The organism is Kitasatospora mediocidica KCTC 9733 (assembly GCF_000744225.1).
GTDB lineage: Bacteria > Actinomycetota > Actinomycetes > Streptomycetales > Streptomycetaceae > Kitasatospora > Kitasatospora mediocidica.
Genome location: NZ_JQLN01000003.1, coordinates 354,274 through 377,551 on the forward strand (window position 1 = coordinate 354,274; position 23,278 = coordinate 377,551).

Genomic DNA, 23,278 nt, shown 5'->3' on the forward strand with positions numbered 1-23,278 from the left:
CAAGGGGTCTGTCGAGATCCGTGAGCGATCTCTCAGCCCCATGGGTGAAGCGCGGGGGGCGCGCGGAAGCAGCCACAGGGCGCGTGCCGTCCTGCACGAGCCCTGTGACCTGCGGCGACCCTCGGCGGACCGGTGGATCCCGGCCACCGACTACTCGGCGATCTTGTACTCCTCCAGCAGGCGGCGGCCCACGATCATCTTCTGGATCTCCGCGGTGCCCTCGCCGATCAGCAGCATCGGGGCCTCGCGGTACAGCCGCTCGATCTCGTACTCCTTGGAGAAGCCGTAGCCGCCGTGGATCCGGAAGGCGTCCTCGACGACCTCCTTGCAGTACTCGGAGGCGAGGTATTTGGCCATTCCGGCCTCCAGGTCGTTGCGCTCGCCGCTGTCCTTCTTGCGGGCGGCCATCACCATCATCTGGTGCGCGGCCTCGACCTTGGTGGCCATCTCGGCCAGCTTGAACTGGATCGCCTGGTGCTCGCAGATCTTCTTGCCGAAGGTGGAGCGCTGCTGGGCGTAGGAGATGCCCAGTTCGAAGGCGCGCCGGGCGACGCCGCAGCCGCGCGCGGCCACGTTGACCCGGCCGACCTCGACGCCGTCCATCATCTGGTAGAAGCCCTTGCCGGGGACGCCGCCCAGCACGCGATTGGCTGGAATTCGCACATCCTGGAGCACCAGCTCCGTGGTGTCGACGCCCTTGTAGCCCATCTTCTCGATCTTGCCGGGCACGGTCAGGCCGGGCACGGTCGGGTTCGGTCCGAACCCGGCGGTCTTCTCGATCAGGAAGGTGGTCATGTTGCGGTACGGGGTGTTGCCGCCCTCGTCCGTCTTGCAGAGCACCGCGACCAGGGTGGACGTGCCGCCGTTGGTCAGCCACATCTTCTGGCCGTTCAGGACGTACTCTTCGCCGTCCCGGACGCCCTTGGTGGAGATCGCCGCGACGTCCGAGCCGAGGCCCGGCTCGGACATCGAGAAGGCGCCGCGGATCTCGCCGGCGGCCATCCGGGGCAGGAAGTACTCCTTCTGCTCCTGGGTGCCATGGGCGTTGATCATGTGCGCCACGATGAAGTGGGTGTTGACGATGCCGGACACCGACATCCAGCCACGGGCGATCTCCTCGACCACCAGGGCGTAGGTGAGCAGGGACTCGCCGAGCCCGCCGAACTCCTCGGGGATGGTCAGGCCGAAGAGGCCGAGCTGCTTCATCCCTTCGACGATCGCGGTCGGGTACTCGTCCTTGTGCTCCAGCTCGGTGGCGACCGGGATGATCTCCTTGTCGACAAAGTCCCGCACGGTGGCGAGGATGTCCCGCTGGATCTCGGTGAGGCCGTCGGTCTGTGCGAGGCGTCCCATCGTGCGGCTCCAGGTCTGGCTAAGAGGGTGGGGGAGAGGGTGTGTCGGGGGCCCCGCGAAGCGTGACTTCCGCGGAGCCCCCGGAACCGGGTGGGGGTCGGCCGATGACGGCGGCCTACCCGTCCGGGGTCTTCAGGAGAGCGGCTCGGGCCGGCCGGGCTGCTCGCCGCCGCGGGCCGTGGTGTACGTCGCGGTCGGCACCATCACCTTGCGGCGGAAGATGCAGACGACCGTGCCGTCCTGCTTGTAGCCCTTGGTCTCGACGTAGACGATGCCGCGGTCGTCCTTGGACTTGGACGGCCACTTGTCGAGCACCAGCGTCTCGCCGTAGAGCGTGTCGCCGTGGAAGGTCGGCGCGATGTGCCGCAGCGACTCGATCTCCAGGTTGGCGATCGCCTTGCCCGAGACGTCCGGCACGGACATCCCCAGCAGCAGCGAGTAGATGTAGTTGCCGACCACCACGTTCTTGCCGAAGTCCGTGGTCTTCTCGGCGTAGTTGCTGTCCATGTGCAGCGGGTGGTGGTTCATGGTCAGCAGGCAGAAGAGGTGGTCGTCGTACTCGGTGACGGTCTTCCCGGGCCAGTGCTTGTAGACCGCGCCGACCTCGAACTCCTCGTAGGTGCGTCCGAACTGCATGGCTACGCTCCCGGGATCTCGAACTTGGAGGTGCGCTGGAAGCCCGCCGCACGGCCCTTGCCCGCGATGACCAGGGCCATCTTGCGGGAGGCCTCGTCGATCATCTCGTCGCCGAGCATGGCCGAGCCCTTCGCGCCGCCGGCCTCCGAGGTGCACCAGTCGTAGGCGTCCAGGATCAGCTCGGCGTGGTCGTAGTCCTCCTGCGAGGGCGAGAAGATCTCGTTCGCGGCGCCGACCTGGTCCGGGTGCAGCACCCACTTGCCGTCGAAGCCCAGCGCGGCGGCGCGGCCGGCCACCTCGCGGTAGCCGTCGGTGTTGCGGATCTGCAGGAACGGGCCGTCGATGGCCTGCAGGTCGTGCATCCGGGCCGCCATCAGGATGCGCATCAGGATGTAGTGGTAGGCGTCCGCCGGGTAGCCGGGCGGCTGCTGGCCGACCACCAGGGACTTCATGTTGATCGAGGCCATGAAGTCGGCCGGGCCGAAGATGATGGTCTCCAGGCGCGGTGAGGCGCCGGCGATCTCGTCGACGTTCACCAGGCCCTTGGCGTTCTCGATCTGCGCCTCGATGCCGATCTTGCCGACCTCGAAGCCCATGGTCTTCTCGATCTGCGTCAGCAGCAGGTCCAGCGCCTTGACCTGGGTGGCGTCCTGGACCTTGGGCAGCATGATGCAGTCCAGGTTCGGGCCGGCGCCCTCGACGACCGTGACCACGTCGCGGTAGGTCCAGTGGGTGGTCCAGTCGTTGACCCGGACGACCTTGGTCTTCTTGCCCCAGTCGCCGTTGTTCAGCGCGTCGACGATGTTGTGCCGGGCGCTCTCCTTGACCAGCGGGGCGCAGGCGTCCTCCAGGTCGAGGAAGACCTGGTCGGCGGGCAGGCCCTGGGCCTTCTCCAGGAAGCGCGGGTTGCTGCCGGGGACGGCCAGGCAGGAGCGTCGGGGGCGAAGCCGGTTGACGTTAGACATGGGGGTGAGTCAGTTCCTTCCAGGGGCGGTGACGGCCGAGGCCCACGGCTGGAGCCTGTTGGCGAGCCGGATCTCGTCGACGATCCGGCCGATGATGGTGGTGATGCCGAAGTCCTTCGGTGTGAACACCGCCGCGACGCCGGCGGCCTTCAGGGCCTCGCCGTCGGCAGCTGGGATGATGCCACCGACGATCACCGGGACATCCTCCACCCCTGCCCGTCGCAGCCGTCGCAGAACGTCCGGAACCAGCTCGGGGTGAGCACCCGAGAGGATCGACAGGCCGACGCAGTGCACGTCCTCGGCGACCGCCGCCGAGACGATCTGCTCCGGCGTCAGCCGGATCCCCTGGTAGACCACCTCGAACCCGGCGTCGCGCGCTCGCACGGCGATCTGCTCGGCGCCGTTGGAGTGACCGTCCAGCCCCGGCTTGCCGACCAGCAGCCGCAGCTTGCCGGTGCCCAGCTCGGCGGCGGTGGCGGTCACCGCCTCGCGGACGGCCGCCAGCTCGCCGCCCGGCTCGGCCGCCACCGCGACCGGCGCGCCGCCCACCCCGGTGGGAGCGCGGTACTCGCCGAAGACCTCGCGCAGGGCGAAGGACCACTCGCCCGTGGTCACCCCGGCCCGGACACAGGCCAGGGTGGCGGCCATCAGGTTCTCGTCGGTGCGGGCGACCGCCTTGAGGTGGTCGAGGGCGGCCAGCACGCCGGCCTCGTCCCGCTCGTCCTTCCAACGCTTCAGCCCCGCCAGCACGGCCTGCTCGGAGGCCGGGTCGACCACCATGATGGCGGCGTCCAGGTCGGCGGTGAGCGGGTTCTCCTCGGTGGTGTCGAAGCAGTTCACCCCGACGATGCGGTCCTCGCCGGCCTCGATCCGGGCCCGGCGCTCCGCGTGCGAGGTGACCAGGGCGGACTTCAGGTAGCCGCTCTCGACGGCGGGAATCACCCCGCCCATCCCCATCACCTTGGCGATCTCGGCCTCCGCGCCGGCCAGCAGCTCGGCGGTCTTGCCCTCGATCACGGCGGAGCCGTTGAAGATATCGCCGTACTCCAGCAGGTCCGACTCGTAGGCCAGCACCTGCTGGATCCGCAGCGACCACTGCTGGTCCCAGGGACGCGGCAGGCCGAGCGCCTCGTTCCAGGCGGGCAGCTGGACGGCCCGGGCGCGGGCGTCCTTGGAGAGCGTGACGGCCAGCATCTCCAGCACGATCCGCTGGACGTTGTTCTCCGGCTGCGCCTCGGTCAGGCCCAGCGAGTTGACCTGCACGCCGTAGCGGAACCGGCGCTGCTTGGGGTCCTGGATGCCGTACCGCTCGGTGGTGACCTTCTCCCAGAGCTGGGCGAAGGCGCGCATCTTGCACATCTCCTCGACGAACCGGACGCCCGCGTTCACGAAGAACGAGATCCGGCCGACCACCTCGCCCATCCGCTCGGCCGGCACCTGGCCGGAGTCGCGGACGGCGTCCAGCACGGTGATCGCGGTGCACATCGCGAAGGCGATCTCCTGGACCGGGGTCGCCCCGGCCTCCTGGAGGTGGTAGCTGCAGATGTTGATCGGGTTCCACTTGGGGAGGGTGCCGACCGTGTAGGCGATCATGTCGGTGATCAGGCGCACCGACGGGCCGGGCGGGAAGACGTGCGTCCCGCGCGACAGGTACTCCTTGACGATGTCGTTCTGGGTGGTGCCGGTGAGCTTGGAGACGTCCGAACCCTGCTCCTCGGCGACCACCTGGTACATCGCCAGCAGCCACATGGCGGTGGCGTTGATGGTCATCGAGGTGTTCGTCTGCTCCAACGGGATGCCGTCGAACAGGGCGCGCATGTCGCCGACGTGACCGACCGGGACGCCGACCCGGCCGACCTCGCCGCGGGCCAGCACGTGGTCCGAGTCGTAGCCGGTCTGGGTGGGCAGGTCGAAGGCGACCGAGAGGCCGGTCTGGCCCTTGGCGAGGTTCTTGCGGTAGAGCGCGTTGGAGTCGCTCGCGGTCGAGTGCCCCGCGTAGGTCCGCATCAGCCAGGGGCGGTCACGCTTCTGAGCGGTCATCAGATGTCCCGGAAGCGGTTGATGGCGTCCACGTGCTGGGCGCGGAACTCCTGGTCGCGCACGCCCAGGCCCTCGGTCGGTGCCAGGCAGAGCACGCCGACCTTGCCCTGGTGCTTGTTGTGGTGCACGTCCAGGGCCGCCTGGCCGGACTGGTCCAGGGTGTAGACCTTGGAGACGGTCGGGTGGATCTTGCCCTTGGCGACCAGCCGGTTGGCCTCCCAGGCCTCGCGGTAGTTGGCGAAGTGCGAGCCGACGATCTTCTTGAGCGACATCCACAGGTACCGGTTGTCGTACTGGTGCATGAAGCCGGAGGTGGAGGCGCAGGTGACGATGGTGCCGCCCTTGCGGGTGACGTAGACCGAGGCGCCGAAGGTCTCCCGGCCCGGGTGCTCGAAGACGATGTCCACGTCCTCGCCGCCGGTCAGCTCACGGATCCGGCCGCCCAGGCGCTTCCACTCGCGCGGGTCCTGGGTGTTCTCGTCCTTCCAGAACTTGTAGCCCTCGGCGCTGCGGTCGATGATCGCCTCGGCGCCCATCGCCCGGCAGATGTCGGCCTTCTGCTCGCTGGAGACCACGCAGATCGGGGTGGCGCCGCCGGCCAGCGCGTACTGGGTGGCGTACGAGCCCAGGCCGCCGCTGGCGCCCCAGATCAGCACGTTGTCGCCCTGCTTCATGCCGGCGCCGTTGCGCGAGACCAGCTGGCGGTAGGCGGTGGAGTTGACCAGACCGGGGGAGGCGGCCTCCTCCCAGGTGAGGTGGGCGGGCTTGGGCATTAGCTGGTTGGTCTTCACCAGGGCCAGCTGGGCCAGGCCGCCGAAGTTGGTCTCGAAGCCCCAGATCCGCTGCTCCGGGTCCATCATCGTGTCGTTGTGGCCGTCCGAGCTCTCCAGCTCGACGGACAGGCAGTGCGCGACGACCTCGTCGCCGGGCTTCCAGGCGTTGACGCCGGCGCCGGTGCGCAGGACCACGCCCGCGAGGTCCGAGCCGAGCACGTGGTAGGGCAGGTCGTGCCGCTTGGTCAGCGGCGAGAGGCGGCCGTAGCGCTCCAGGAAGCCGAAGGTGGAGACCGGCTCGTAGATCGAGCTCCACACGGTGTTGTAGTTCACCGCGCTGGCCATCACGGCGACCAGGGCCTCGCCCGGGCCGAGCTCGGGGAGCGCGACGTCGTCGAGGTGAAGGGACTTGCGAGGGTCCTTGTCGCGGCTGTCGAGGCCGGCGAACATCTGCTCCTCGTCCTTGTGCAGCGTCACCGCGCGGTAGGACTCCGGCAGCGCCAGGGCTGCGTAGTCCGCCGAGGTGGCGTTGTTGCTGAGGATGGCGTCGAGGATTTCCTGCATGGCTGCCTCCGAAGGCGTACCTGTGTCGAGGGCGCACAGGGCGTCTGGGGGAGCCGGGAGCGGACACCGGCTTCGCTGAGGGTCGGGGTGGGTGGTCTCGTCCCCGGGGTGTGGGGACGCCTGACTACGGCGCGCCGAGGTGGGGAGCCGCGGCGCCGCGACTGGTGAGTAACAAGCTACTGGCACCCTGTGCCACTCGTAAAGACACTGGGTGCCACGAATTTGGGACCCGCCTCACACTCCGCCCCGGACAGCGCGAAGGCCCGCCCCGGCGTACCGGAACGGGCCTGCGAACTGCGCTTACGACCTGCTCAGGGCCGCTCTGATGCTGTCCATCACGATGTCCAGCGGGGCATCGGTGCGGGCGACTGTGATGAGCACCTCACCGCCCGGGGTGGCACTCAGTGCGCTCGTGGCTGTCAGCTCGTGGCCCGTCGCCGGCTCCCCGTTGGCACCGGGTGCCACAGTGCTGCCACGGCGCCGCGCGCCGTGCGGCGCGGTCGCCCAGAAGGTGCCCCGGATGACCTCGAACGAGTGATCCAGCTGGGCCTCCACGTCCCCGTGCCCGCCGGCCCGCAGCCAGCGCCGCAGCACGTGGTTGTGGGCCGCGACCACCGCCGCAGCCGACACCTCGGCGAGCATCGAGTCGTCGTCCCCGCCGCGCTCCCAGCTCGGCGGGATGTCCTCGGCCGCGTCGAAGCGGCCGAGCAGGTAGCGGGTGAAGAGCCGCTCGTAGCGGGCCACCACGGCGATCTCGCGCTCGCGCAGCGTGGGCACCTGGCGGATCAGCTGGTAGCGGGCCACCGAGACGCCGGGAGTGGAGGCGTACATCCGCAGCACCTCCTTGATGCCGCGGCAGACCACGTCGAGCGGGTGCTCGTCGGGTGCCGAGCTGGCCAGCAGGTCGGCCACCCGGACCAGGGTGTCGTCGTGGTCCGGGAAGATCGCCTCCTCCTTGGACCGGAAGTAGCGGAAGAAGGTCCGCCGGGCCACGCCGGCGGCGGCGGCGATCTGATCGACCGTCGTCTCCTCGTACCCCTGGGTGGCGAACAGTTCCATCGCCGCTGCCGCCAGGTCCTGGCGCATCTGCTGGCGTTGGGCCGCGGCCCGGCGGTTGCCGGGGCCCGGTTCGGCGGCCGGGCGTGCAGTGTCCTGCCCGGTGGAGGACTGATCCCGATCCATGCCCGGAACGCTACACGCCCGGCCGGTCCCGGTTGCCGCCCTTGTCGGCATCGCCTGTCGCAGCGGGGTCGCCGGGCTCACCGCGGGGCGCGGCCAGCGTGAGGAGACCGCCCCGGCGCCCCAGGCCGGCCGGGTGACCGGCTCCGGCGGCAGCGGCACCCTGGGCTCGCCGCCGATCATCGGCGTGCGTGGTCGCGGAAGCCGCGACCGGTCTTGCGGCCCAGGCAGCCGGCCGCGACGAGGTGTTCGAGCAGCGGTGCGGCGGAGAGGCCCGGCTCGCGGAACTCCTGGTGCAGCACCCGCTCGATGGTCAGCGAGACGTCCAGGCCGACCACGTCCAGCAGCTCGAACGGGCCCATCGGGTAGCCGCAGCCGAGCTTCATCGCGGTGTCGATGTCGTCGACCGTGGCGTAGTGCTCCTCCAGCATCCGCACCGCGTCGTTCAGGTACGGGAAGAGCAGCGCGTTCACGATGAAGCCGGCCCGGTCCCCGCACTCCACCGGGTGCTTGCGCACGGTGGAACAGAGGCCCAGCACGGTCGCCGTGACATCGGCCGAGGTCAGCACGGTGGAGACCACCTCGACCAGCTTCATGGCCGGCGCCGGGTTGAAGAAGTGCATGCCGATCACGTCCTGCGGGCGCGAGGTCGCGGTCGCGCAGCTGATCACCGGCAGGCTGGAGGTGGTGGTGGCCAGCACCGCGCCCGGCTTGCAGATCTTGTCCAGGTTCGCGAACAGCTCCCGCTTGACCGCCAGGTCCTCGGCCACCGCCTCCAGCGCCAGGTCCACCCCGGCCAGGTCGGCGAGCTGCCCGGACGGCGTGACCAGGGCCAGCGCGGCGTCCCGCTGCTCGGCCGTCAGCCGACCCTTCTCCACCGAGCGGTCCAGCGAGCGGGTCAGCTGGCCCTTCGCCCGGTCGGCCTTCTCCTGGCTGCGGGCGACCAGCGTCACCGGGAAACCCGCCTTGGCGAAGACCTCGGCGATGCCGGTGGCCATCGTCCCCGAGCCGCAGACCCCGACGCTGCGCACCTCGCGCCCGGCCACCGCGCTCGCGCCCCGGGCGCCGGCCTCGGCGACCGTCCGGGACGAGCCCGGGGCCTCGTAGGAGTAGAAGCCGCGGCCGGTCTTGCGGCCCAGCAGCCCGGCCGCGACCAGCTGGCCGAGGATCGGGGCGGGGGCGTGCAGCCGGTCCTTGGACTGCTCGTACATCGCCTCCAGGACGGTACGGGCGGTGTCGATCCCGATCAGGTCGAGCAGCGCCAGCGGGCCCATCGGCAGCCCGCAGCCCAGCCGCATCGCCGCGTCGATGTCCTCGCGGGTGGCGTAGCGCGACTCGTACATCGCGGCGGCCTGGTTGAGGTACGCGAACAGCAGGCCGTTGACGATGAACCCGGCCTTGTCGCCGGCCGCCACCGGCTCCTTGCCCAGGTCGCGGGCGAACGCGGCTGCCTCGTCGGCGACCTGAGCGACGGTCAGGACGGTGCGGACCACCTCGACCAGCTTCATCGCGTGCACCGGGTTGAAGAAGTGCAGGCCCAGCACCCGCTCGGGGCGGCCGGTCGCGGCGGCGATCCGGGTCACCGAGAGCGAGGTGGTGCCGGTCGCGAGCACGGTCTGCGGCGGGCAGATCCGGTCCAGTTCGGCGAAGATCTCGCGCTTGAGCTCCAGCTGCTCGGGCACCTCCTCGATCACCAGGTCGGCGGCGGCCGCGGCGTCCAGCCGGTCGCCGACGGTGATCAGCGCGAGCAGGTCCGAGCGCTCCTGCGGGGTGAGCCGCTCGCGCTCGACGGCGTGCGCGGTGGCCTCCTGGATCCGGGCCAGCGCCCGGTCCGCGGCCGCGCCGTCGGCCTCGATGCCGAGCACGCGGCGGCCGCTGCGGGCGACGGCGACGGCGATGCCGGCGCCCATGGTGCCGAGGCCGACGATGGCGACGGTGGGAAAGGGTCGCTCCATTTTTCCTGACTCCTAGTCAGAGGTCACCACGGACGCGCTCCCGGCGCGGCGACGCGCCGGGAGGAGGGGATCGCGCCCGCGGGCGGGAGGGGTGACGGGGGTGGCAGGCGTCCGCGAGGCCGGTCCGCTCCGGCCGTACCGCGGCGTGGTGCCGTGCTCAGGGGTGAGACCCCGAGGTGAGCCCAGGTGTCGGGCTCAGGGTGAAGGAGTCGCGGTCCGCGGCCTTGATCGGCCCGGAACCGGAAAAGTACGCACCGCACACCCTCGTGGAGGATGGCCCCCGCTGGTGCGGCTCCCGAAGCCCAGCGGTGGTGCGTGCGGTCACTGTAGCGAAGTTACCGGGAGGTAGGAAGGGGGTCGGACGGTCAATCTGCGGCCCGCACGAACACTCGTCCGGGGAGTTCCGCGGTGGGCCCGCCGCGAGGAGGATGGATCGTGTGAGCACCACTCTCGTCGAACCCGGGTTCCCCGCCGAGCCGCCGCAGCCCGGCCGGTCCGCGGCCCTCCCGGACGCCGCTGCCGCCGCTGCCGCCGCCCGCGCCGAGCGGGCTGCCCGGGCCCGGGCCGTCGCGGCCCGGCTCGGCGCGGAGGGCGTCGACGGCGTCGTCCTGAGCTGGGTCGACAACGCCGGGCTGACCCGGGTGAAGAGCGTCCCGGTCCGCCGCCTGGAGCACGCCGCCGCGTGGGGCGTCGGCGCAGCGCCCTGCTTCGACGTCTTCCTGGTCGACGACTCCGTCACTACCAGCCGCCTGATCGGCGGTCCGGCCGGCGACCTCCGGCTGATCCCGGACCTCGACCGGCTGGTCCGGCTCGCCGCCCAGCCCGGCTGGGCCTGGGCCCCCGCCGACCGCTTCGCCCAGGACGGCACCCCGCACCCCGGCTGCCAGCGCCGCTTCGCCGGCCGGATGACCGAGGCGGCCCGGCAGCGCGGCCTCACCCTGCGGGCCGGCATCGAGATCGAGTGGGTGGTCGCGCTGGCCGGCGCCCCCGACGAGCCGCCCGGCTACCCCACGCACGGCCCGGCGTACGGCATGCACCGCCTCACCGACCTCTCCGACTACCTGCGCGATCTGCTGCGCGCCCTCGCCGAACAGGGCCTGACCGTCCTGCAACTGCATCCCGAGTACGCGCCCGGCCAGTTCGAGGTCTCGCTCGCCCCCGACGGCCCGGTCGGCGCCGCCGACACCACGGTGCTGGTCCGCCAGACCATCCGGGCGGTGTCCGGACGGCACGGCCTGCGGGTCTCCTTCGCCCCCGCGGTCGAGCCCGGCGTGGTCGGGAACGGCGGACACCTCCACCTCTCGCTCTGGAGCGGCGGGTCCGAGGGCGGCACGGGCGCCGAGCGCAACCTCGCGCAGGGCGGCCCCGGCCGCTACGGGCTGACGGCCGAGGGGGAGTCCTTCCTGGCCGGCGTCCTCGCCGAGCTGCCCGCCCTGCTCGCGCTCGGCGCCCCCGGAGTGGCCAGCTACCTGCGGCTGCGGCCGCAGCGCTGGGCGGGTGCCTACCAGTGCTGGGGGATGGAGAACCGGGAGGCCGCCCTACGGCTGATCCCCGGCCCGCCCGACGAGGGGCCCGGCGCCGCCAATGCCGAGATCAAGTGCTTCGACGGCGCCGCCAACCCCTATCTGGCCGTCGGCGCGGTGATCGCCGCCGGCCTGGCCGGTCTGGACGCCCGGCTCGCGCTGCCGCCCGAGGTCGCCGACGACCCGGCCGCCGCACCCGCCGGAGCGGTGTCGCGCCTGCCGGGCAGCCTGGAGGAGACGGTGGCGGCCTTCGAGCTCTGCGCCGTGCTGCGCGAGGCACTGGGCGACCCGCTGTACGAAGCCGTGCTCGCCGTCCGCCGCGGTGAGTGCGAACTCTTCGCCGGGCGCACCGACCAGGAGGTCGCCGCCGCCACCCGCTGGCGCTACTGACGCCGTGCCCGAGCCTGACAGCGTCCCCGAGCCTTACGGCGTCCGCGAGCCTGACAGCGTCCGCGAGCCTGACGGCGTCCGCGTTCCCGACGCCCTGCCCGTGCCGTTGCTGGACCAGCACTGCCACGGCGTCGTCGCTGCCGACCTCGACGACGATGCCTTCGGCGCGCTGCTGACCGAGTCCGACCGTCCGCCCGCGCCCGGCACCTCGCCCTTCGACAGCGCGCTCGGCCTCGCGCTGCGCCGCTGGTGCCCGCCCGCGCTCGGCCTGCCCGCGCACGCCGACCCCGCCGCCTACCTGGCCCGGCGGCGCTCCCTCGGACCTGCCGAGTCGACCCGTCGGCTGCTCGCGGCGGCCGGCCTGCGGGCCCTGCTCGTGGACACCGGCCTGACCGAGGCATCAGGCCAGCCGCTGCTCCCCGCCGACGAGTTGGCGTCCCTTGCCGGGGCCCGGGTGCGCGAGGTGGTGCGGCTGGAGAACGTCGCCGAGGCGCTGGCCGCCCGCGCGCCGAGGGCGGCCGACTGGCCGGCCGCCCTGCGGGACGCGCTCGCCGCCGCCCTGCGGAAGGCCGACGCCGTCGCCGTGAAGTCCGTCCTCGCCTACCGCCACGGCCTGGACATCCCCGCCGACCGGGTGAGCGACGCCGAAGCCGTCCGGGCGGCGGCCGGCTTCCTCGCCGGACCGGCCGGCCGACTCGCCGACCCCGTCCTGCTGCGCCACCTGCTCTGGACCGCCGTCGACCTCTGCGCCCGGCGCGCCCTGCCCCTGCCGCTGCAACTCCACACCGGCTTCGGCGACCCGGACCTCACCCTGCACCGGGCCGATCCCTCGCTGCTCACCCCCTTCATCCGCGCCGTCGAACCCACCGGTGTGCCCCTCGTCCTGCTGCACGGCTACCCCTACCACCGCCAAGTCGGCTGGCTGGCCCAGGTGTTCCCGCACGTGTACGCCGACACCGGCCTGACCCTCAGCCATACCGGCCCCCGCGCCGTCACCGTGCTGGGTGAGCTGCTCGAACTCGCGCCGTTCGGCAAGGTGCTCTTCTCCACCGACGCCTACGGCCTCCCCGAGCTCTACCTGGTCGGCGCGGCCCAGTTCCGCCACGCCCTCGCCACTCTGCTGGGCGACTGGCAGCGCGCCGGAGCCTGCGCGCCCGCCGACGCCGCCCACCTCACCCGCCTCCTCTCCTTCGCCAACGCCCGCCGCCTGTACGGCCTGGGGTGAGTACCAGCCCTGGATGAGTACCAGCCTGGATGAGCACCGGTCTGGGATGATCACCTTCGCTCGACCTGTCGTCGTCAACGAAGGGAAGCACGTGATCACCATCGCCAAGCTCGTTCCGGCCGACCGTCCGCAGTGGGAGGTCCTCTTCCGCGCGTACATAGAGTTCTACGAGCGCACCCTGCCCGACCACATGTACGACCGTGCCTGGGACGCCTTCCAGGAGGACACCCGGATGCACGCCATGGGGGCGAAGCTGGACGGCCGCCTGGTCGGCATCACGCACTTCCTGGTGCACGCCAACACCTCGGCGCCGGACGTGTGTTACCTCCAGGACCTGTTCACCGCACCGGAGGCGCGCGGCAAGGGCGTGGCCCGTGCGCTGATCGGCGCGGTGACCGACTGGGCCCGGGAGCAGGACTGCTCGCGCCTCTACTGGTCGACCCACGAGACCAACTCGCGGGCGCGGCTGCTCTACGACCAGGTCGCGAAGAACCACGGTTTCATCATCTACAAGGTCGACCTCCCGTAGCCGTCCTCGCCCCGCTTGTTCTGCTCGTCCTCGTTGTGCGCGTCCTCGCCCTGCTCGTTCTCGGCCGCCGCGGACCGTGGCAGCGTCAGCGTGAACACCGCGCCGTTGTCGTTCTCGACGGTCACCGACCGCGGTGCCTCGCAGTGCGCGACCACGTCGGCCACCAGGTGGGCGAGGTCGACCGGTTGGAGCCGGACGACCGCCTCGCCCGCGTCCATAGTCACCGTTGCGCAACGCCACTGGCGGCCGGCCTCGCGGCGGGCCCGGGTGAGCTCGCGGTTCACCCCGGTGCGCCGCTCACTTGGGGCCGTGCAGGTCCGGGACGTGTTGCAGCCATGCCGGCCGGCCCGCCTGGGCCTTGGCGATGCGGGCGGCCTCGGTGGCGCGCAGCTGCTCGTCCGTCGCGAAGTCCCTCGGTAGCCAGTGGCGGGAGAGCGCCGCGCGGGCGGCCAGATGCTGGACGTAGGCCGCGCGCAGCGCGTCCACGTCGGCGAAGCCGGGCTCGTCGGCGAGCCAGGCGTCGGGGACCAGGGCGAGGACCTCACGGAGCAGGGGCTCCGTCACCAGGGGCGCCAACTCGGCGTCGGCCGCCGCGACGTCGGGGTGGTAGCCGCCGAGCGCGTGGCCGCTGAAGTCGTACGCCTTCGCCACCGCGTCCGCGGCGCCGGACCAGCGGTGGTGGAAGACCAGCGCGGCGCCGTTGTCGATCAGCCAGAGGCGGCGGTGCCAGACCATCAGGTTGGGGTTGCTGCGGGTGCGGTCGACGTTGGCCGTCAGCGCGTCGAGCCAGATCACCCGGCCTGCTTCCAGCGGGTCGATCTCGACCGGCTGCGCGGGCGGTTGCACAGGTGAGCGCGTGGACGGTTGCGCGCGCGTTTGCGCGGGCCGTTGCGGCCGGACCGCGTCGGTCGGCGCCGGTCGGAAGTCCCGGGCTCCCGGCAGGTAGTCCATCCCGAGGTTGATCCCGGCGCTGGCCCGCAGGAGGTCCTGGATCTCGGCGTCCTCCTCCTGGGCGGCCACCGCCGGGTCGAAGTCGACGAGCACCAGCTCGGGCACCCGCAGCCCGAGGCGGCGCGCCAGCTCCCCGACGACCACCTCGGCGACCAGCGCCTTGCGACCCTGCGCCGCGCCGGTGAACTTGACGACGTAGGTGCCCAGGTCGTCCGTCTCGACGATCCCGGGCACCGACCCGCCCGCACGTAGCGCGTTCACATACCGCAGGGCCTTCACCTGGTTCAGCTGTTTCAGCACACCGGCCACCCTAAACCGACCCTGTGGCATGTGATTGGCTGGCCGTCATCACGCGCAGCGCTCACATGCGAGAGCACCGGTCACATGTGAGAGCGCTGGTCATCTGCGAGAGCATCGGTCACCGGCAAGAGCGGTGATTGCATGCGAGAGCAGTGATCACAAACGCGCCCAGCGATCACACAAGGAGACGAGCAGCCATGGCCCAGGTCTACGCCAGCACCGAGCGGACCTACCCCGCCACCCCCGAGCAGGTGTACGAGGCCCTCGCCGACTACAAGGTGGTGCGCCCGAAGCTGCTGCCCGCGCAGTACAGCGAGTACGAGGTGCGGGCCGGCGGCTTCGGGGCCGGCACCCAGGTGCACTGGAAGCTGCAGGCCACCGAGAAGCGGGTCCGCGACTGCCTCTTCACCGTCAGCGCCCCGAGCGCGGGCAAGCTGGTGGAGACCGACGCCAACTCCTCGATGGTGATCACCTGGACGGTCAGCCAGGACGCCCAGGCGGGTGCGGGTCAGACCAAGGTCCAGATCGAGACGACCTGGCAGGGCGCCGGCGGCATCGGCGGCTTCTTCGAGCGGACCTTCGCCCCCAAGGGCCTCAACCGCATCCACGACGAGGTCCTCGCCAAGCTGGCCGAGAACCTGGCCGCCACCTCGAAGTAACGGCCACCCGAAGTAACGACCACCCGACGTAACGACCACCCGAAGTAACGATCACCCGACCGTCGCACGGGACACTCGTACGAGCCGCCAGCCGTACGGGTGGACCCCGTCCCCGGGCGGGTGACGCCGGGCGAACACCCGCCGCGCCCCACCCTAGGCTCGCGGCCGTGCATCTGACGATCCTTCATGTTTCCCAGCCCGTCGACGGCGGCGTGGCCCGCGTGGTCACCGATCTGGTCCGCGGCCAGCGCGCCGCTGGGCACCGGGTGCTGGTGGCCTGCCCGCCCGGCGGGCGGCTCGGCCCGGAGGCGGCCGCGGCCGGTGCCGAGGTGCTGGACTGGCCGGCCCACCGCTCGCCCGGCCGGACGGTCCCCGCCGAGGTCCACCGCCTGCGCAGGCTGCTGAAGTCGGCCGCCCCCGATCTGGTCCACCTGCACAGCGCCAAGGCCGGCCTGGCCGGCCGGCTGGCGGTGCGCGGCCGGCTGCCCACGGTCTTCCAGCCGCACGCCTGGTCCTTCGCGGCCGCCACCGGCGCCCTCGCCACCGCCAGCTGCCGCTGGGAGCGGTACGCGACCCGGTGGACCGCCGCGCTGCTCTGCGTCAGCGAGCAGGAGCGGCTGGACGGTGAGGCGGTCGGGATCGACGCCCGCTGGGCGGTCGTTCCCAACGGCGTCGACCTGCGCCACTACGCGCCGGCCGAGCGCCGCGCCGCCCGGCTCTCGCTCGGCCTGGACCTCTCGGAGCCGTTGGCGGTCTGCGTCGGGCGGCTCTGTCGGCAGAAGGGCCAGGACGTGCTGCTCGCCGCCTGGCCCGCGGTGCTGCGCCGGGTGCCGACCGCCCGGCTGGCGCTGGTCGGCGGCGGCCCGGACGCGCAGGCGCTGGCCGCCCAGGCCCGCGCGCTGCCGGAGCCGTACCGGGTCCGGCTGGCCGGCGACGTGGCCGACCCGAGGCCGTGGCTGGCGGCAGCCGATCTGGTGGTGCTGCCCTCACGCTGGGAGGGCATGGCGCTGGCGCCGCTGGAGGCGATGGCGATGGCCCGTCCGGTCCTGTTGACCGACGTGCCCGGCGCCCGCGAACAACTGCCCGAGGCACACCGCGCCGACAGCCTCCTCCCACCGCAGGACCCGGCCGCGCTGACCGACGCGCTGGCCCGGGCGCTGGCCGATCCGCTGGAGTGCGGGCGCCGGGGAGCCGAGGCGCGCGGGTGGGTGACCGAGCGGCATGACGTGCGCTCGGTTGTCGGGCGGGTGTCCGAGTTGTACCAGGAGCTCTACCACGAGTTGATCACCGGCGGGCGTAGGACTCCCCGTGTCCCCGCGGGGATCTGATCGTTTCTCAGGCAGTGAGTGCCCGCCATGGGACTGCCTGTCGTGAGAATCACCGCCGCCACAGGAATGCTTCCCCCGTGTCGCATGGCCATTCGCATCGACAAGTCGGAAATTCCTATTAATGGGCGGGTGGAATGAAATGGCAAGTCAACTTCCGGAATTTTAGCCAGCGTTCGGTAATGTCTGATATTGCCTGCTTCATTCGTATTGTGCGAGATCCTCGACCAAGCCCTTGTGCACATCTGATCGAGAGCCGTCCGCGCGGTAGCAGGTGCTACCCGGACCGCGCCCATGGACCGGGATCTCGGTGCCGGGCAACCGGAGCCGGGAACCCGACGCCAGGGGCACACAGCAGGGGAGTTCGTGCGCTGATGACCATTGACCACGAGAGTGTGCCGCGACCCGGGCGGTCCGCGGCCGGGGGACGGCGGACCACGACCGAGGTCCTCGACCGACCCGCCCGGCCGGCCCAGTCGCGGTCCGCGCCGCCGCTCGGCCGGCACCGCAGGGGCTTCCGCTCCCGTTCCGTGCTGCCGGTCGGCCTGCTCGTGGTCGACGCGCTGGCCGGCTGCGGCGCCGCCGCGGCCTGCGCGGTGGACCCGGCCCACCCGCTGGCGGGCGCGGCCGCGGTGCTCCCCGTCCTGCTGCCGCTCAACCTGGCCGGCGGCCTCTACCGCATCCGGATGACCCCCTCCGCGCTGGACGAGCTGCCCGCGCTGGCCGGCCGTGCCGCCGTCGCGCTCGCCTTCGCCGTCACGCTGGCCGCCGCGCTGGCCGGCCACTGGCCGTCCTGCGGCCCGGCCACCCCGCTGCGCCTGCTGGCCCTGCTCGGCGTGCTGCTGCTCACCGCGGGCCTCGGCCGGGCGGTGCTGTACGGGCTGCTGCGCCGGGTTCGCCGGCGCCGTCCGGTGCCCGTCCTGGTGCTCGGCGCCGGCCCGCTCGGCCAGCGGGTGGCCGCGGTCCTGCGCGAGCGCCGCGAGTACGGCATGCGCCCGGTCGGCTACCTGGACCCCGATCCGGTGCTGCTGTCCGGCGACTCGCCGCTGCCGGTGCTCGGCGGCCGCGAGGTGCTGGAACGCGAGATCCGCCGGCACGGCATCCGCCACGTGCTCGCCACCGCCGGCGCCGCCGACGAGGCGGAGACCACCGCCGCGCTGCGCGAGGCCACCCGGCTCGGCTGCCAGGTCTGGCTGGTCCCGGCGCTGCGCGAGTACGGCTCGCTGGAGCCGTCCGTCCGGCGCTGCGCCGACCACCTCTGGGGCTTCCCGTGCCTGCGGCTGGGCCGCCCGGCGCTGCGCCGCCCCGGCTGGGCCGCCAAGCGGGCGCTGGACGTCGTCGCCGCGGGCCTCGGCCTGCTCGCCGTCGCCCCCGTGCTCGCGGTCTGCGCGATCGCGGTGCGCTGGGACACCGGCCCCGGCGTGCTCTTCCGCCAGCAGCGCACCGGACTGGACGGCAAGGTCTTCACCGTCCTCAAGTTCCGCACCCTGCGCCCCAGCAACGAGCACGAGTCGGCCACCCGCTGGAGCATCTCCCAGGACCACCGGATGGGCCCGGTCGGCCGCCTGCTGCGCCGCAGTTCGCTGGACGAGCTGCCCCAGCTGTGGAACGTGCTGCGCGGCGACATGAGCCTGGTCGGCCCGCGCCCCGAGCGCCCGTACTTCGTGATGCGCTTCGCCCAGGCCCACCCCGAGTACGCCGACCGCCACCGGGTCCCGGTCGGCATCACCGGCCTGGCGCAGGTCAACGGCCTGCGCGGGGACACCTCGATCGAGGACCGGATCCGCTACGACAACCGCTACATCGAGAGCTGGAGCCTCTGGCAGGACGTCAAGATCCTGCTGCGCACCGCCGCTCTGATGCTGCATCCGGACGGGAGCTGACACCCGGTGGCGATCGCCCTCCCCTGGTCCGCCGCGCGCGGTGCGGCCTTACGACGGCCCTGGCAACTGCTGCTCGACCGGCCCAGCCTGCTCGCCGCGGCCACCGTGCTGCTGGTCTGCGTGCCGACCGGTGAGAAGGACGTCACCGCCGCGGTCCACATCACCCCGGCCGACCTGGCCTCGCTCGGCCTGGTCGCCCTGATCGCCGTGGACCTGCTGCGCGGACGACCGATGGCCCTCAGCCGGCAGGCCTGCGTGGTCTTCTGTGGTGTGGTCTGCGCCGCCGCGGCCGCCACGGTGACCTCGATCGACCCGTCCACCAGCCTGACCGGTTTCGTCCGGCTGGTGCAGATCTTCGTCCTGGTGCCGGCCTCGGTGCTCTGCTCGCTGCGCGACCGCGGGGACCTGCACCTGGTGCTCGGCGCCTTCGTGCTGGCCGCGCTGATCGAGGGCGGGGTGGGCGCCGAGCAGTACCTCACCGGGACCGGCGCCTCCTACACCGGCGAACCGATCCGGGCGGTCGGAACGTTCGGCGCGCTGGACGTGATGGCGATGTCCGGGGTGGTCAGCTTCGGCCTGCTGGCGGCGCTGGCCCTGGCGCTGGCCGAGCGCCGCCGCCCGGCGCTGCGGCGCGCCCTGTTCGCGGCGGCGGCCTTCCTGGTCTTCCCGCTCGCGGTCTCCTTCAGCCGGGGCAGCTGGATCGCCACCGGCGTGGCGGCCACCGTCCTGCTGCTGCGCGCCGACGCCCGGCTCGCGGTGCGCAGCGCGGTGATCGGGCTGGCGGCGGCGGTCGTGCTGGTCGGTGGCCTGGGCCTGGGCGGCGGCGGGGTCGCCGAGCGGCTCAGCAGCATCGGCTCGGTCTCCGGCGGCAACGAGGACCACTCGGTCAGTGACCGCTACGACCTCTGGGCCACCGCCGCGGCGATCTGGGCGGACCACCCGGTGACCGGTGCCGGACCCAAGAGCTTCGCCCAACTGCGCGACTCGCACGCACCGTTGCGGCTCTCCTCGGCCAGCGACGCGGCCGACTCGACGATCGGCTTCGAGCGCGAGCCGCTGCTCTCCCCGCACAACATGTACTTCCTGGTGCTCAGCGAGCAGGGGCTGCTCGGCATGGTCGCGTACGGCGGGCTCTTCCTCGCCCTGCTGCTGGGCTGCCTGCGCCGCCCGGGCGAGGCCGGACCGGCCGCCGTCGGGCTGCTCTGCTGGGTGCTGGTCGACTTCCTGTACGCGGATATCGGGGGCACCACCACCGTGCTCACCTCGGTGATCCTGGGCGTGGCGGCCTGGTGGGCGCTGCCGAACCACCGGGACGGCAGCGCGCTGTGACCACCGACCAGACCGTCACCGCGCCACCGACCCCGGTCCCGCAGACCGGCGCCGAGCAGCCCGAGCCGCCCGAGGCGCGGCGCACCGGCTCGTTCCTGGCGCGCGCCTTCGGCGTCACCGCCGTGCTCAGCGCGGTCGGCTCGGCGCTCGGCCTGCTGCGCGACCTGCTGCTGGCCCGCTTCTTCGGCGCGGACGAGGGCACCGACGCGTTCCTGGTCTCCTGGACCGTCCCGGAGACCGCCGCGCCGCTGCTGATCGAGGACGCGATGGCGTTCCTGATGGTCCCGGCCTTCAGCCTGGCCCTGGTGCTGCGCGAGGAGCAGCCCGACGGGCCGGACCCGGTACGGCAGTTGACCGCCGCCACGCTGCCCTGGCTGCTGGCCGTGCTCTGTGCCCTGTCCGGGGCCACCGCGCTCTGGTCACCCGCCGTGGTGCACACGCTGGCACCCGGGCTGGCCGACCCGGCGCTCGCGATCACCTGCACCCGGATCACCGCGGTGACGATCCTGCCGTTTGGGGTGGCCGGCTACCTTGGCGCCGCGCTGCGCGCCCACCACCGCTTCACCGCTCCCGCCGCCATCTACGTGGCCTACAACCTGGGCATCCTGAGCATCCTGACCTTCGGTCACGGCCGGCTCGGGGTGCGCGCCGCCGCCCTGGGGGTGGCCTTCGGCAGCCTGCTGATGGCCGGGGTGCTGGTCCTGCCGTTCGCCCGACGGCTGCGGGCCGGCCGTCCGCGCGCCCGGGCCGGCGCGGCCCGTCGCGCGCGCCCGGCCGTACCGGCGCTGGTGCTCAGCCCGCTCGCCCTGCTGCCGGTGGCGGCCTTCACGCTCAGCCGCCAGTCGCAGGTCTTCATCGAGCGCTATCTCGGCTCGGCGCTGCCGCCCGGCACCATCTCGCACCTCAACTACGCGACCAAGGTCTCCCAGCTCGCCATGACCACGGCGATCCTGATCTGCACGGTGACCTTCCCGCTGGTGGCCCGGGCGCTGGCGGCCGGCGATCTGCTGGCGGCCCGCGACCGGGTGGAGAAGGACCTCGGCCAGGCGGCCGCCGTGGTCCTGGTCGGCACGTCCTTCCTGATCGCCTGCGCGCCGGCCGTGGTCGCGCTGCTCTTCCAGCGCGGCGCCTTCAGCCCCGAGGACACCGCCGCCACCGCGCAGGTGATCCAGGTCTACAGCCTCGGCCTGCTGGCCCAGGCGTTGACCGGGGTGCTGGTGCGGCCGTTCTTCTCGATGCGCCCGGCCGTCCGCCGCGCCGACGACCCGCGTCCGGAGGCCGGGGGGCGTCAGCTGCTCGACTGGTACCCGGTCGCCTCGATGGCCGTCGGCCTGGTGGTCACCACCCTGGTCAGCCTGCTGGCGATGCCCCGGTTCGGAGCGCTCGGCCTGGCGGCCGGCAACGCGGCGGGCATCACCAGCACGGCCGCACTGCTGCTGCGCGGGCTGCCGATGCGCGGCATCGCGTTGCGGATGCGCCAGGTGCTGGCCGGCCAGGCGCGGCTGTTGGCGGCCGGCGTGGGGGCGACGGCGGCCGGGACGCTCGCGGCCCGGGTCAGCGCCCAGCCGGTGCTGTCGATCGCGGCCGGGGGCTGGTGGTGCTGGCGGTCTACGCCGGCCTCGGCGCGCTGCTCGGCGCCCGCGAGGTGCTGGACCCGCTGCGCCGGTTCCGGCCCGCGGGGACCGGCCCCGAGCCGGCCGCCGTGCCGTTCGCCGTCCGCCAGGCCGGCTCCCGAGACCTCCCGGAGGAAGGAACACTGCCCGATGGCCGCTGAACTCAGCCACCCGCGCCTGCCGCAGCAGAGCGCCGGACGCCGGTACGGGGCGCCCTGGGTCCTGATGTACCACTCGGTCGCCGACGAGGAGGACGATCCATACCTCCTCACGGTCAGTCCCGAGCGGTTCGCCGCCCAGATGCGTTGGCTGGCCAGTCGCGGCTGGCGCGGCGTCAGCATGCGCGACCTGCTGGCCGCGCAGGCGGCCGGGGAGCCCGGCCGCCTGGTCGGCCTGACCTTCGACGACGGGTACGCGGACTTCGCCCGGCACGTCGTCCCGGTGCTGCGCGGCTACGGCTTCACCGCCACCGCGTACGTCGTCGCGGACCGGCTCGGCGGCGACAACGGCTGGGACGTCAAGGGCCCGCGCAAGCAGCTGCTCACCGTCGACCAGGTGCGCGAACTCGCCGCCTCCGGCTGGGAGATCGGCTCGCACGGGCTGAGCCACCGGGCGCTGCCCGGGGTCCCGGCCCAGGTGCTGCGCGCCGAGGTCCAGCACAGTCGCGAGGCCTTGGAGGAGTTGGTCGGCGGACCGGTCACCGGCTTCTGCTACCCGTACGGCGCGGTGGACGAGCCCGCCACCCGCGCGGTCGCGGCGGCGGGCTACGACTACGCGGTGGCGATCGGCCACAGCGTGCTGGCGGGGCGCTTCGCCCTGCCGCGCTGCTACGTGGGCGACCGGGACGGCGCCTGGCGGTTGCGCGCCAAACGCGGCCGGCACGGCCTGCGCGACGTGGTGACCGAACTGCGCAGAGCCGGAAGGGGATTCGAGCGATGAAGGTACTGCACATCATCACCGGGCTGGCGGCGGGGGGCGCCGAGCGCCAACTCCTGCTCACCCTGCGGCACCTGCCGCTGGGCTACCAGAGCGAGGTGGCCACCCTGACGAACCCCGGCACGGTGGCCGACGCGCTGCGCGCCGAGGGCGTCCCCGTGCACGACCTCGCGATGCGCGGCAACCGCGACCTGACCGTGCTGCCCCGGCTCACCAGGCTGATCCGGCGCGGGCAGTACGACATCGTGCACACCCACCTCTACCGCGCCGGGCTCTACGGACGGCTGGCGGCCCGGCTGGCCGGGGTGCGCACGGTCCTCGCCACCGAACACTCGCTGCACGCCGGAACCATCGAGGGCCGGCCGGTCGGGGTCGGCGTCAAGTCGCTCTACCTGGCGGCCGAACGGCTCGGCGGCAGCACCGTCGCGGTCTCCGGGCAGGTCGCCGCGACGCTCGCCGCCTGGGGGGTGCCCAGCCAGCGGGTGCACCTGGTGCCGAACGGCATCGAGGCCGCCCGCTACGCGCTGCCCACCGCCTCCCGCGCCGCGCTGCGGCAGACTGTCCGCGCCGCACTCGGGGTGCCGGCGGAGGCCTGGGTGCTCGGCGCGGTGGGGCGGTTGGTGCCCGGCAAGCGGTTCTCGGTGCTGGTGGAGGTGCTCGCCGCGCTGCCCGCCGAGCGTGACGCCAGGCTGCTGCTGGTCGGGGACGGGCCCGAACGGACCGTCCTGGAGCGGCAGGCGGCCCGGCTCGGCGTCGCCGACCGGTTGATCTGCACGGGCGAACGGGACGACGTGCGCGACCTGATGACCGCGATGGACGTGCTGGCGGCGCCGTCGGTCGAGGAGACCTTCGGACTCGCGGTGCTGGAGGGCCTGGCCGCCGGCCTGCCGGTCTGCCACAGCGCCTGCCCCGCGCTGGACGAGCTGCCCGCGGACGCCGCGCCGGGCGCGGTCAAGGTGCCCTCCGACGCCGCGTCCTACCTCACCGCGCTCTCCGCGCTCGGCAACCGGCGCAGCACCGCGCTGCCGCAGCCACCCGCCGTGGCGCACTACGACATTGCCCGCACGGCCGCCGAACTGGCCGTTCTGTACCAGCGGTTGGGACGCGGCGCGAAGACGCCCGTCCGGATCGGACCGAGGGAGTCCTGAGA

18 protein-coding genes are annotated in these 23,278 nt (G+C 72.8%); 9 read left to right on the forward strand and 9 right to left on the reverse strand.

Annotation, left to right across the window (positions count from 1 at the left end):
• Positions 1-150 precede the first annotated feature (150 nt).
• From BS80_RS06985 to BS80_RS07015, 7 genes are all read right to left on the reverse strand, one after another.
• Entirely contained in the window at positions 151-1,353 is a 1,203-nt protein-coding gene (locus BS80_RS06985; RefSeq protein ID WP_035794326.1) for an acyl-CoA dehydrogenase family protein, read from the reverse strand.
• A 132-nt stretch (positions 1,354-1,485) separates the two neighbouring features.
• Positions 1,486-1,989, reverse strand: coding sequence for a MaoC family dehydratase (locus BS80_RS06990; protein WP_035794328.1), 504 nt, complete (start codon positions 1,987-1,989; stop codon positions 1,486-1,488).
• 2 nt (positions 1,990-1,991) lie between these two features.
• Entirely contained in the window at positions 1,992-2,954 is a 963-nt protein-coding gene (locus BS80_RS06995) for an HpcH/HpaI aldolase/citrate lyase family protein (protein WP_035794330.1), read from the reverse strand.
• Positions 2,955-2,963: 9 nt separating this feature from the next.
• The gene (locus BS80_RS07000) at positions 2,964-4,994 is read right to left on the reverse strand and encodes a protein meaA (RefSeq protein ID WP_035794331.1); all 2,031 of its coding nucleotides are present in this window, start codon (positions 4,992-4,994) and stop codon (positions 2,964-2,966) included.
• Complete coding sequence (ccrA, locus tag BS80_RS07005) at positions 4,994-6,331, reverse strand: crotonyl-CoA carboxylase/reductase (protein WP_035794333.1); 1,338 nt, start codon at positions 6,329-6,331, stop codon at positions 4,994-4,996. Before ccrA ends, BS80_RS07000 begins: the two co-directional genes overlap by 1 nt.
• 300 nt (positions 6,332-6,631) lie before the next feature.
• Complete coding sequence (locus BS80_RS07010) at positions 6,632-7,513, reverse strand: TetR family transcriptional regulator (protein ID WP_035794335.1); 882 nt, start codon at positions 7,511-7,513, stop codon at positions 6,632-6,634.
• Between the two features lie 176 nt (positions 7,514-7,689).
• Entirely contained in the window at positions 7,690-9,465 is a 1,776-nt protein-coding gene (locus BS80_RS07015) for a 3-hydroxyacyl-CoA dehydrogenase family protein (protein ID WP_035794337.1), read from the reverse strand.
• Positions 9,466-9,902: 437 nt separating this feature from the next.
• On the opposite strand from BS80_RS07015, the gene BS80_RS07020 reads away from it, so the two are divergent.
• Genes BS80_RS07020 through BS80_RS07030 form a run of 3 tightly spaced genes read left to right on the forward strand, consistent with a single transcriptional unit; the run spans position 9,903 to position 13,132 of the window.
• Positions 9,903-11,378 carry a type I glutamate--ammonia ligase gene (locus BS80_RS07020; protein WP_232246386.1) on the forward strand — a complete coding sequence of 492 codons (1,476 nt, stop codon included), beginning with the start codon at positions 9,903-9,905 and terminating at the stop codon, positions 11,376-11,378.
• Positions 11,379-11,382: 4 nt separating this feature from the next.
• On the forward strand, positions 11,383-12,603 hold the full coding sequence (locus BS80_RS07025; protein WP_332262159.1) for an amidohydrolase family protein: 1,221 nt from the start codon (positions 11,383-11,385) through the stop codon (positions 12,601-12,603).
• Between the two features lie 13 nt (positions 12,604-12,616).
• Complete coding sequence (locus tag BS80_RS07030) at positions 12,617-13,132, forward strand: GNAT family N-acetyltransferase (protein WP_232246387.1); 516 nt, start codon at positions 12,617-12,619, stop codon at positions 13,130-13,132.
• On the opposite strand, the gene BS80_RS07035 is transcribed toward BS80_RS07030, so the two are convergent.
• Together BS80_RS07035 and BS80_RS07040 are read right to left on the reverse strand one after the other, a co-directional pair.
• Positions 13,111-13,416, reverse strand: coding sequence for a hypothetical protein (locus BS80_RS07035; protein WP_157535987.1), 306 nt, complete (start codon positions 13,414-13,416; stop codon positions 13,111-13,113). The genes BS80_RS07030 and BS80_RS07035 overlap by 22 nt on opposite strands.
• A 13-nt stretch (positions 13,417-13,429) precedes the next feature.
• A complete protein-coding gene (locus BS80_RS07040; protein WP_232246388.1) occupies positions 13,430-14,383 on the reverse strand; it encodes a HipA family kinase in 954 nt (317 codons plus the stop codon).
• Between the two features lie 197 nt (positions 14,384-14,580).
• On the opposite strand from BS80_RS07040, the gene BS80_RS07045 reads away from it, so the two are divergent.
• The 6 genes from BS80_RS07045 to BS80_RS07075 all read left to right on the forward strand — a co-directional run bounded on the left by BS80_RS07045 (position 14,581) and on the right by BS80_RS07075 (position 23,276).
• Positions 14,581-15,042 (forward strand): SRPBCC family protein, encoded by a 462-nt coding sequence (locus tag BS80_RS07045; RefSeq protein ID WP_035794339.1) that lies wholly within the window; start codon positions 14,581-14,583, stop codon positions 15,040-15,042.
• Between the two features lie 173 nt (positions 15,043-15,215).
• A complete protein-coding gene (locus BS80_RS07050) occupies positions 15,216-16,370 on the forward strand; it encodes a glycosyltransferase family 4 protein (RefSeq protein WP_051966330.1) in 1,155 nt (384 codons plus the stop codon).
• A gap of 371 nt (positions 16,371-16,741) precedes the next feature.
• On the forward strand, positions 16,742-18,250 hold the full coding sequence (locus BS80_RS40395) for a sugar transferase (protein ID WP_051966236.1): 1,509 nt from the start codon (positions 16,742-16,744) through the stop codon (positions 18,248-18,250).
• A 6-nt stretch (positions 18,251-18,256) separates the two neighbouring features.
• Positions 18,257-19,579, forward strand: coding sequence for an O-antigen ligase family protein (locus BS80_RS40400; RefSeq protein WP_051966240.1), 1,323 nt, complete (start codon positions 18,257-18,259; stop codon positions 19,577-19,579).
• Positions 19,576-22,131: a lipid II flippase MurJ gene (locus tag BS80_RS38515; RefSeq protein ID WP_063771916.1), complete on the forward strand. Its 2,556-nt coding sequence runs from the start codon at positions 19,576-19,578 to the stop codon at positions 22,129-22,131. The genes BS80_RS40400 and BS80_RS38515 overlap by 4 nt, the downstream gene beginning before the upstream one ends.
• A complete protein-coding gene (locus BS80_RS07075; RefSeq protein WP_035794344.1) occupies positions 22,128-23,276 on the forward strand; it encodes a glycosyltransferase in 1,149 nt (382 codons plus the stop codon). The genes BS80_RS38515 and BS80_RS07075 overlap by 4 nt, the downstream gene beginning before the upstream one ends.
• Positions 23,277-23,278: the final 2 nt, after the last annotated feature.

Excerpts from the sequence above, each read along its gene's own strand:
- BS80_RS06985 (WP_035794326.1), bottom strand. The coding sequence starts at position 1,353 with ATGGGACGCCTCGCACAGACCGACGGCCTCACCGAGATCCAGCGGGAC.
- BS80_RS06990 (WP_035794328.1), bottom strand. The coding sequence starts at position 1,989 with ATGCAGTTCGGACGCACCTACGAGGAGTTCGAGGTCGGCGCGGTCTAC.
- BS80_RS06995 (WP_035794330.1), bottom strand. The coding sequence starts at position 2,954 with ATGTCTAACGTCAACCGGCTTCGCCCCCGACGCTCCTGCCTGGCCGTC.
- BS80_RS07000 (WP_035794331.1), bottom strand. The coding sequence starts at position 4,994 with ATGACCGCTCAGAAGCGTGACCGCCCCTGGCTGATGCGGACCTACGCG.
- ccrA (WP_035794333.1), bottom strand. The coding sequence starts at position 6,331 with ATGCAGGAAATCCTCGACGCCATCCTCAGCAACAACGCCACCTCGGCG.
- BS80_RS07010 (WP_035794335.1), bottom strand. The coding sequence starts at position 7,513 with ATGGATCGGGATCAGTCCTCCACCGGGCAGGACACTGCACGCCCGGCC.
- BS80_RS07015 (WP_035794337.1), bottom strand. The coding sequence starts at position 9,465 with ATGGAGCGACCCTTTCCCACCGTCGCCATCGTCGGCCTCGGCACCATG.
- BS80_RS07030 (WP_232246387.1), top strand. The coding sequence starts at position 12,617 with ATGAGTACCAGCCTGGATGAGCACCGGTCTGGGATGATCACCTTCGCT.
- BS80_RS07045 (WP_035794339.1), top strand. The coding sequence starts at position 14,581 with ATGGCCCAGGTCTACGCCAGCACCGAGCGGACCTACCCCGCCACCCCC.
- BS80_RS40395 (WP_051966236.1), top strand. The coding sequence starts at position 16,742 with ATGACCATTGACCACGAGAGTGTGCCGCGACCCGGGCGGTCCGCGGCC.
- BS80_RS07075 (WP_035794344.1), top strand. The coding sequence starts at position 22,128 with ATGAAGGTACTGCACATCATCACCGGGCTGGCGGCGGGGGGCGCCGAG.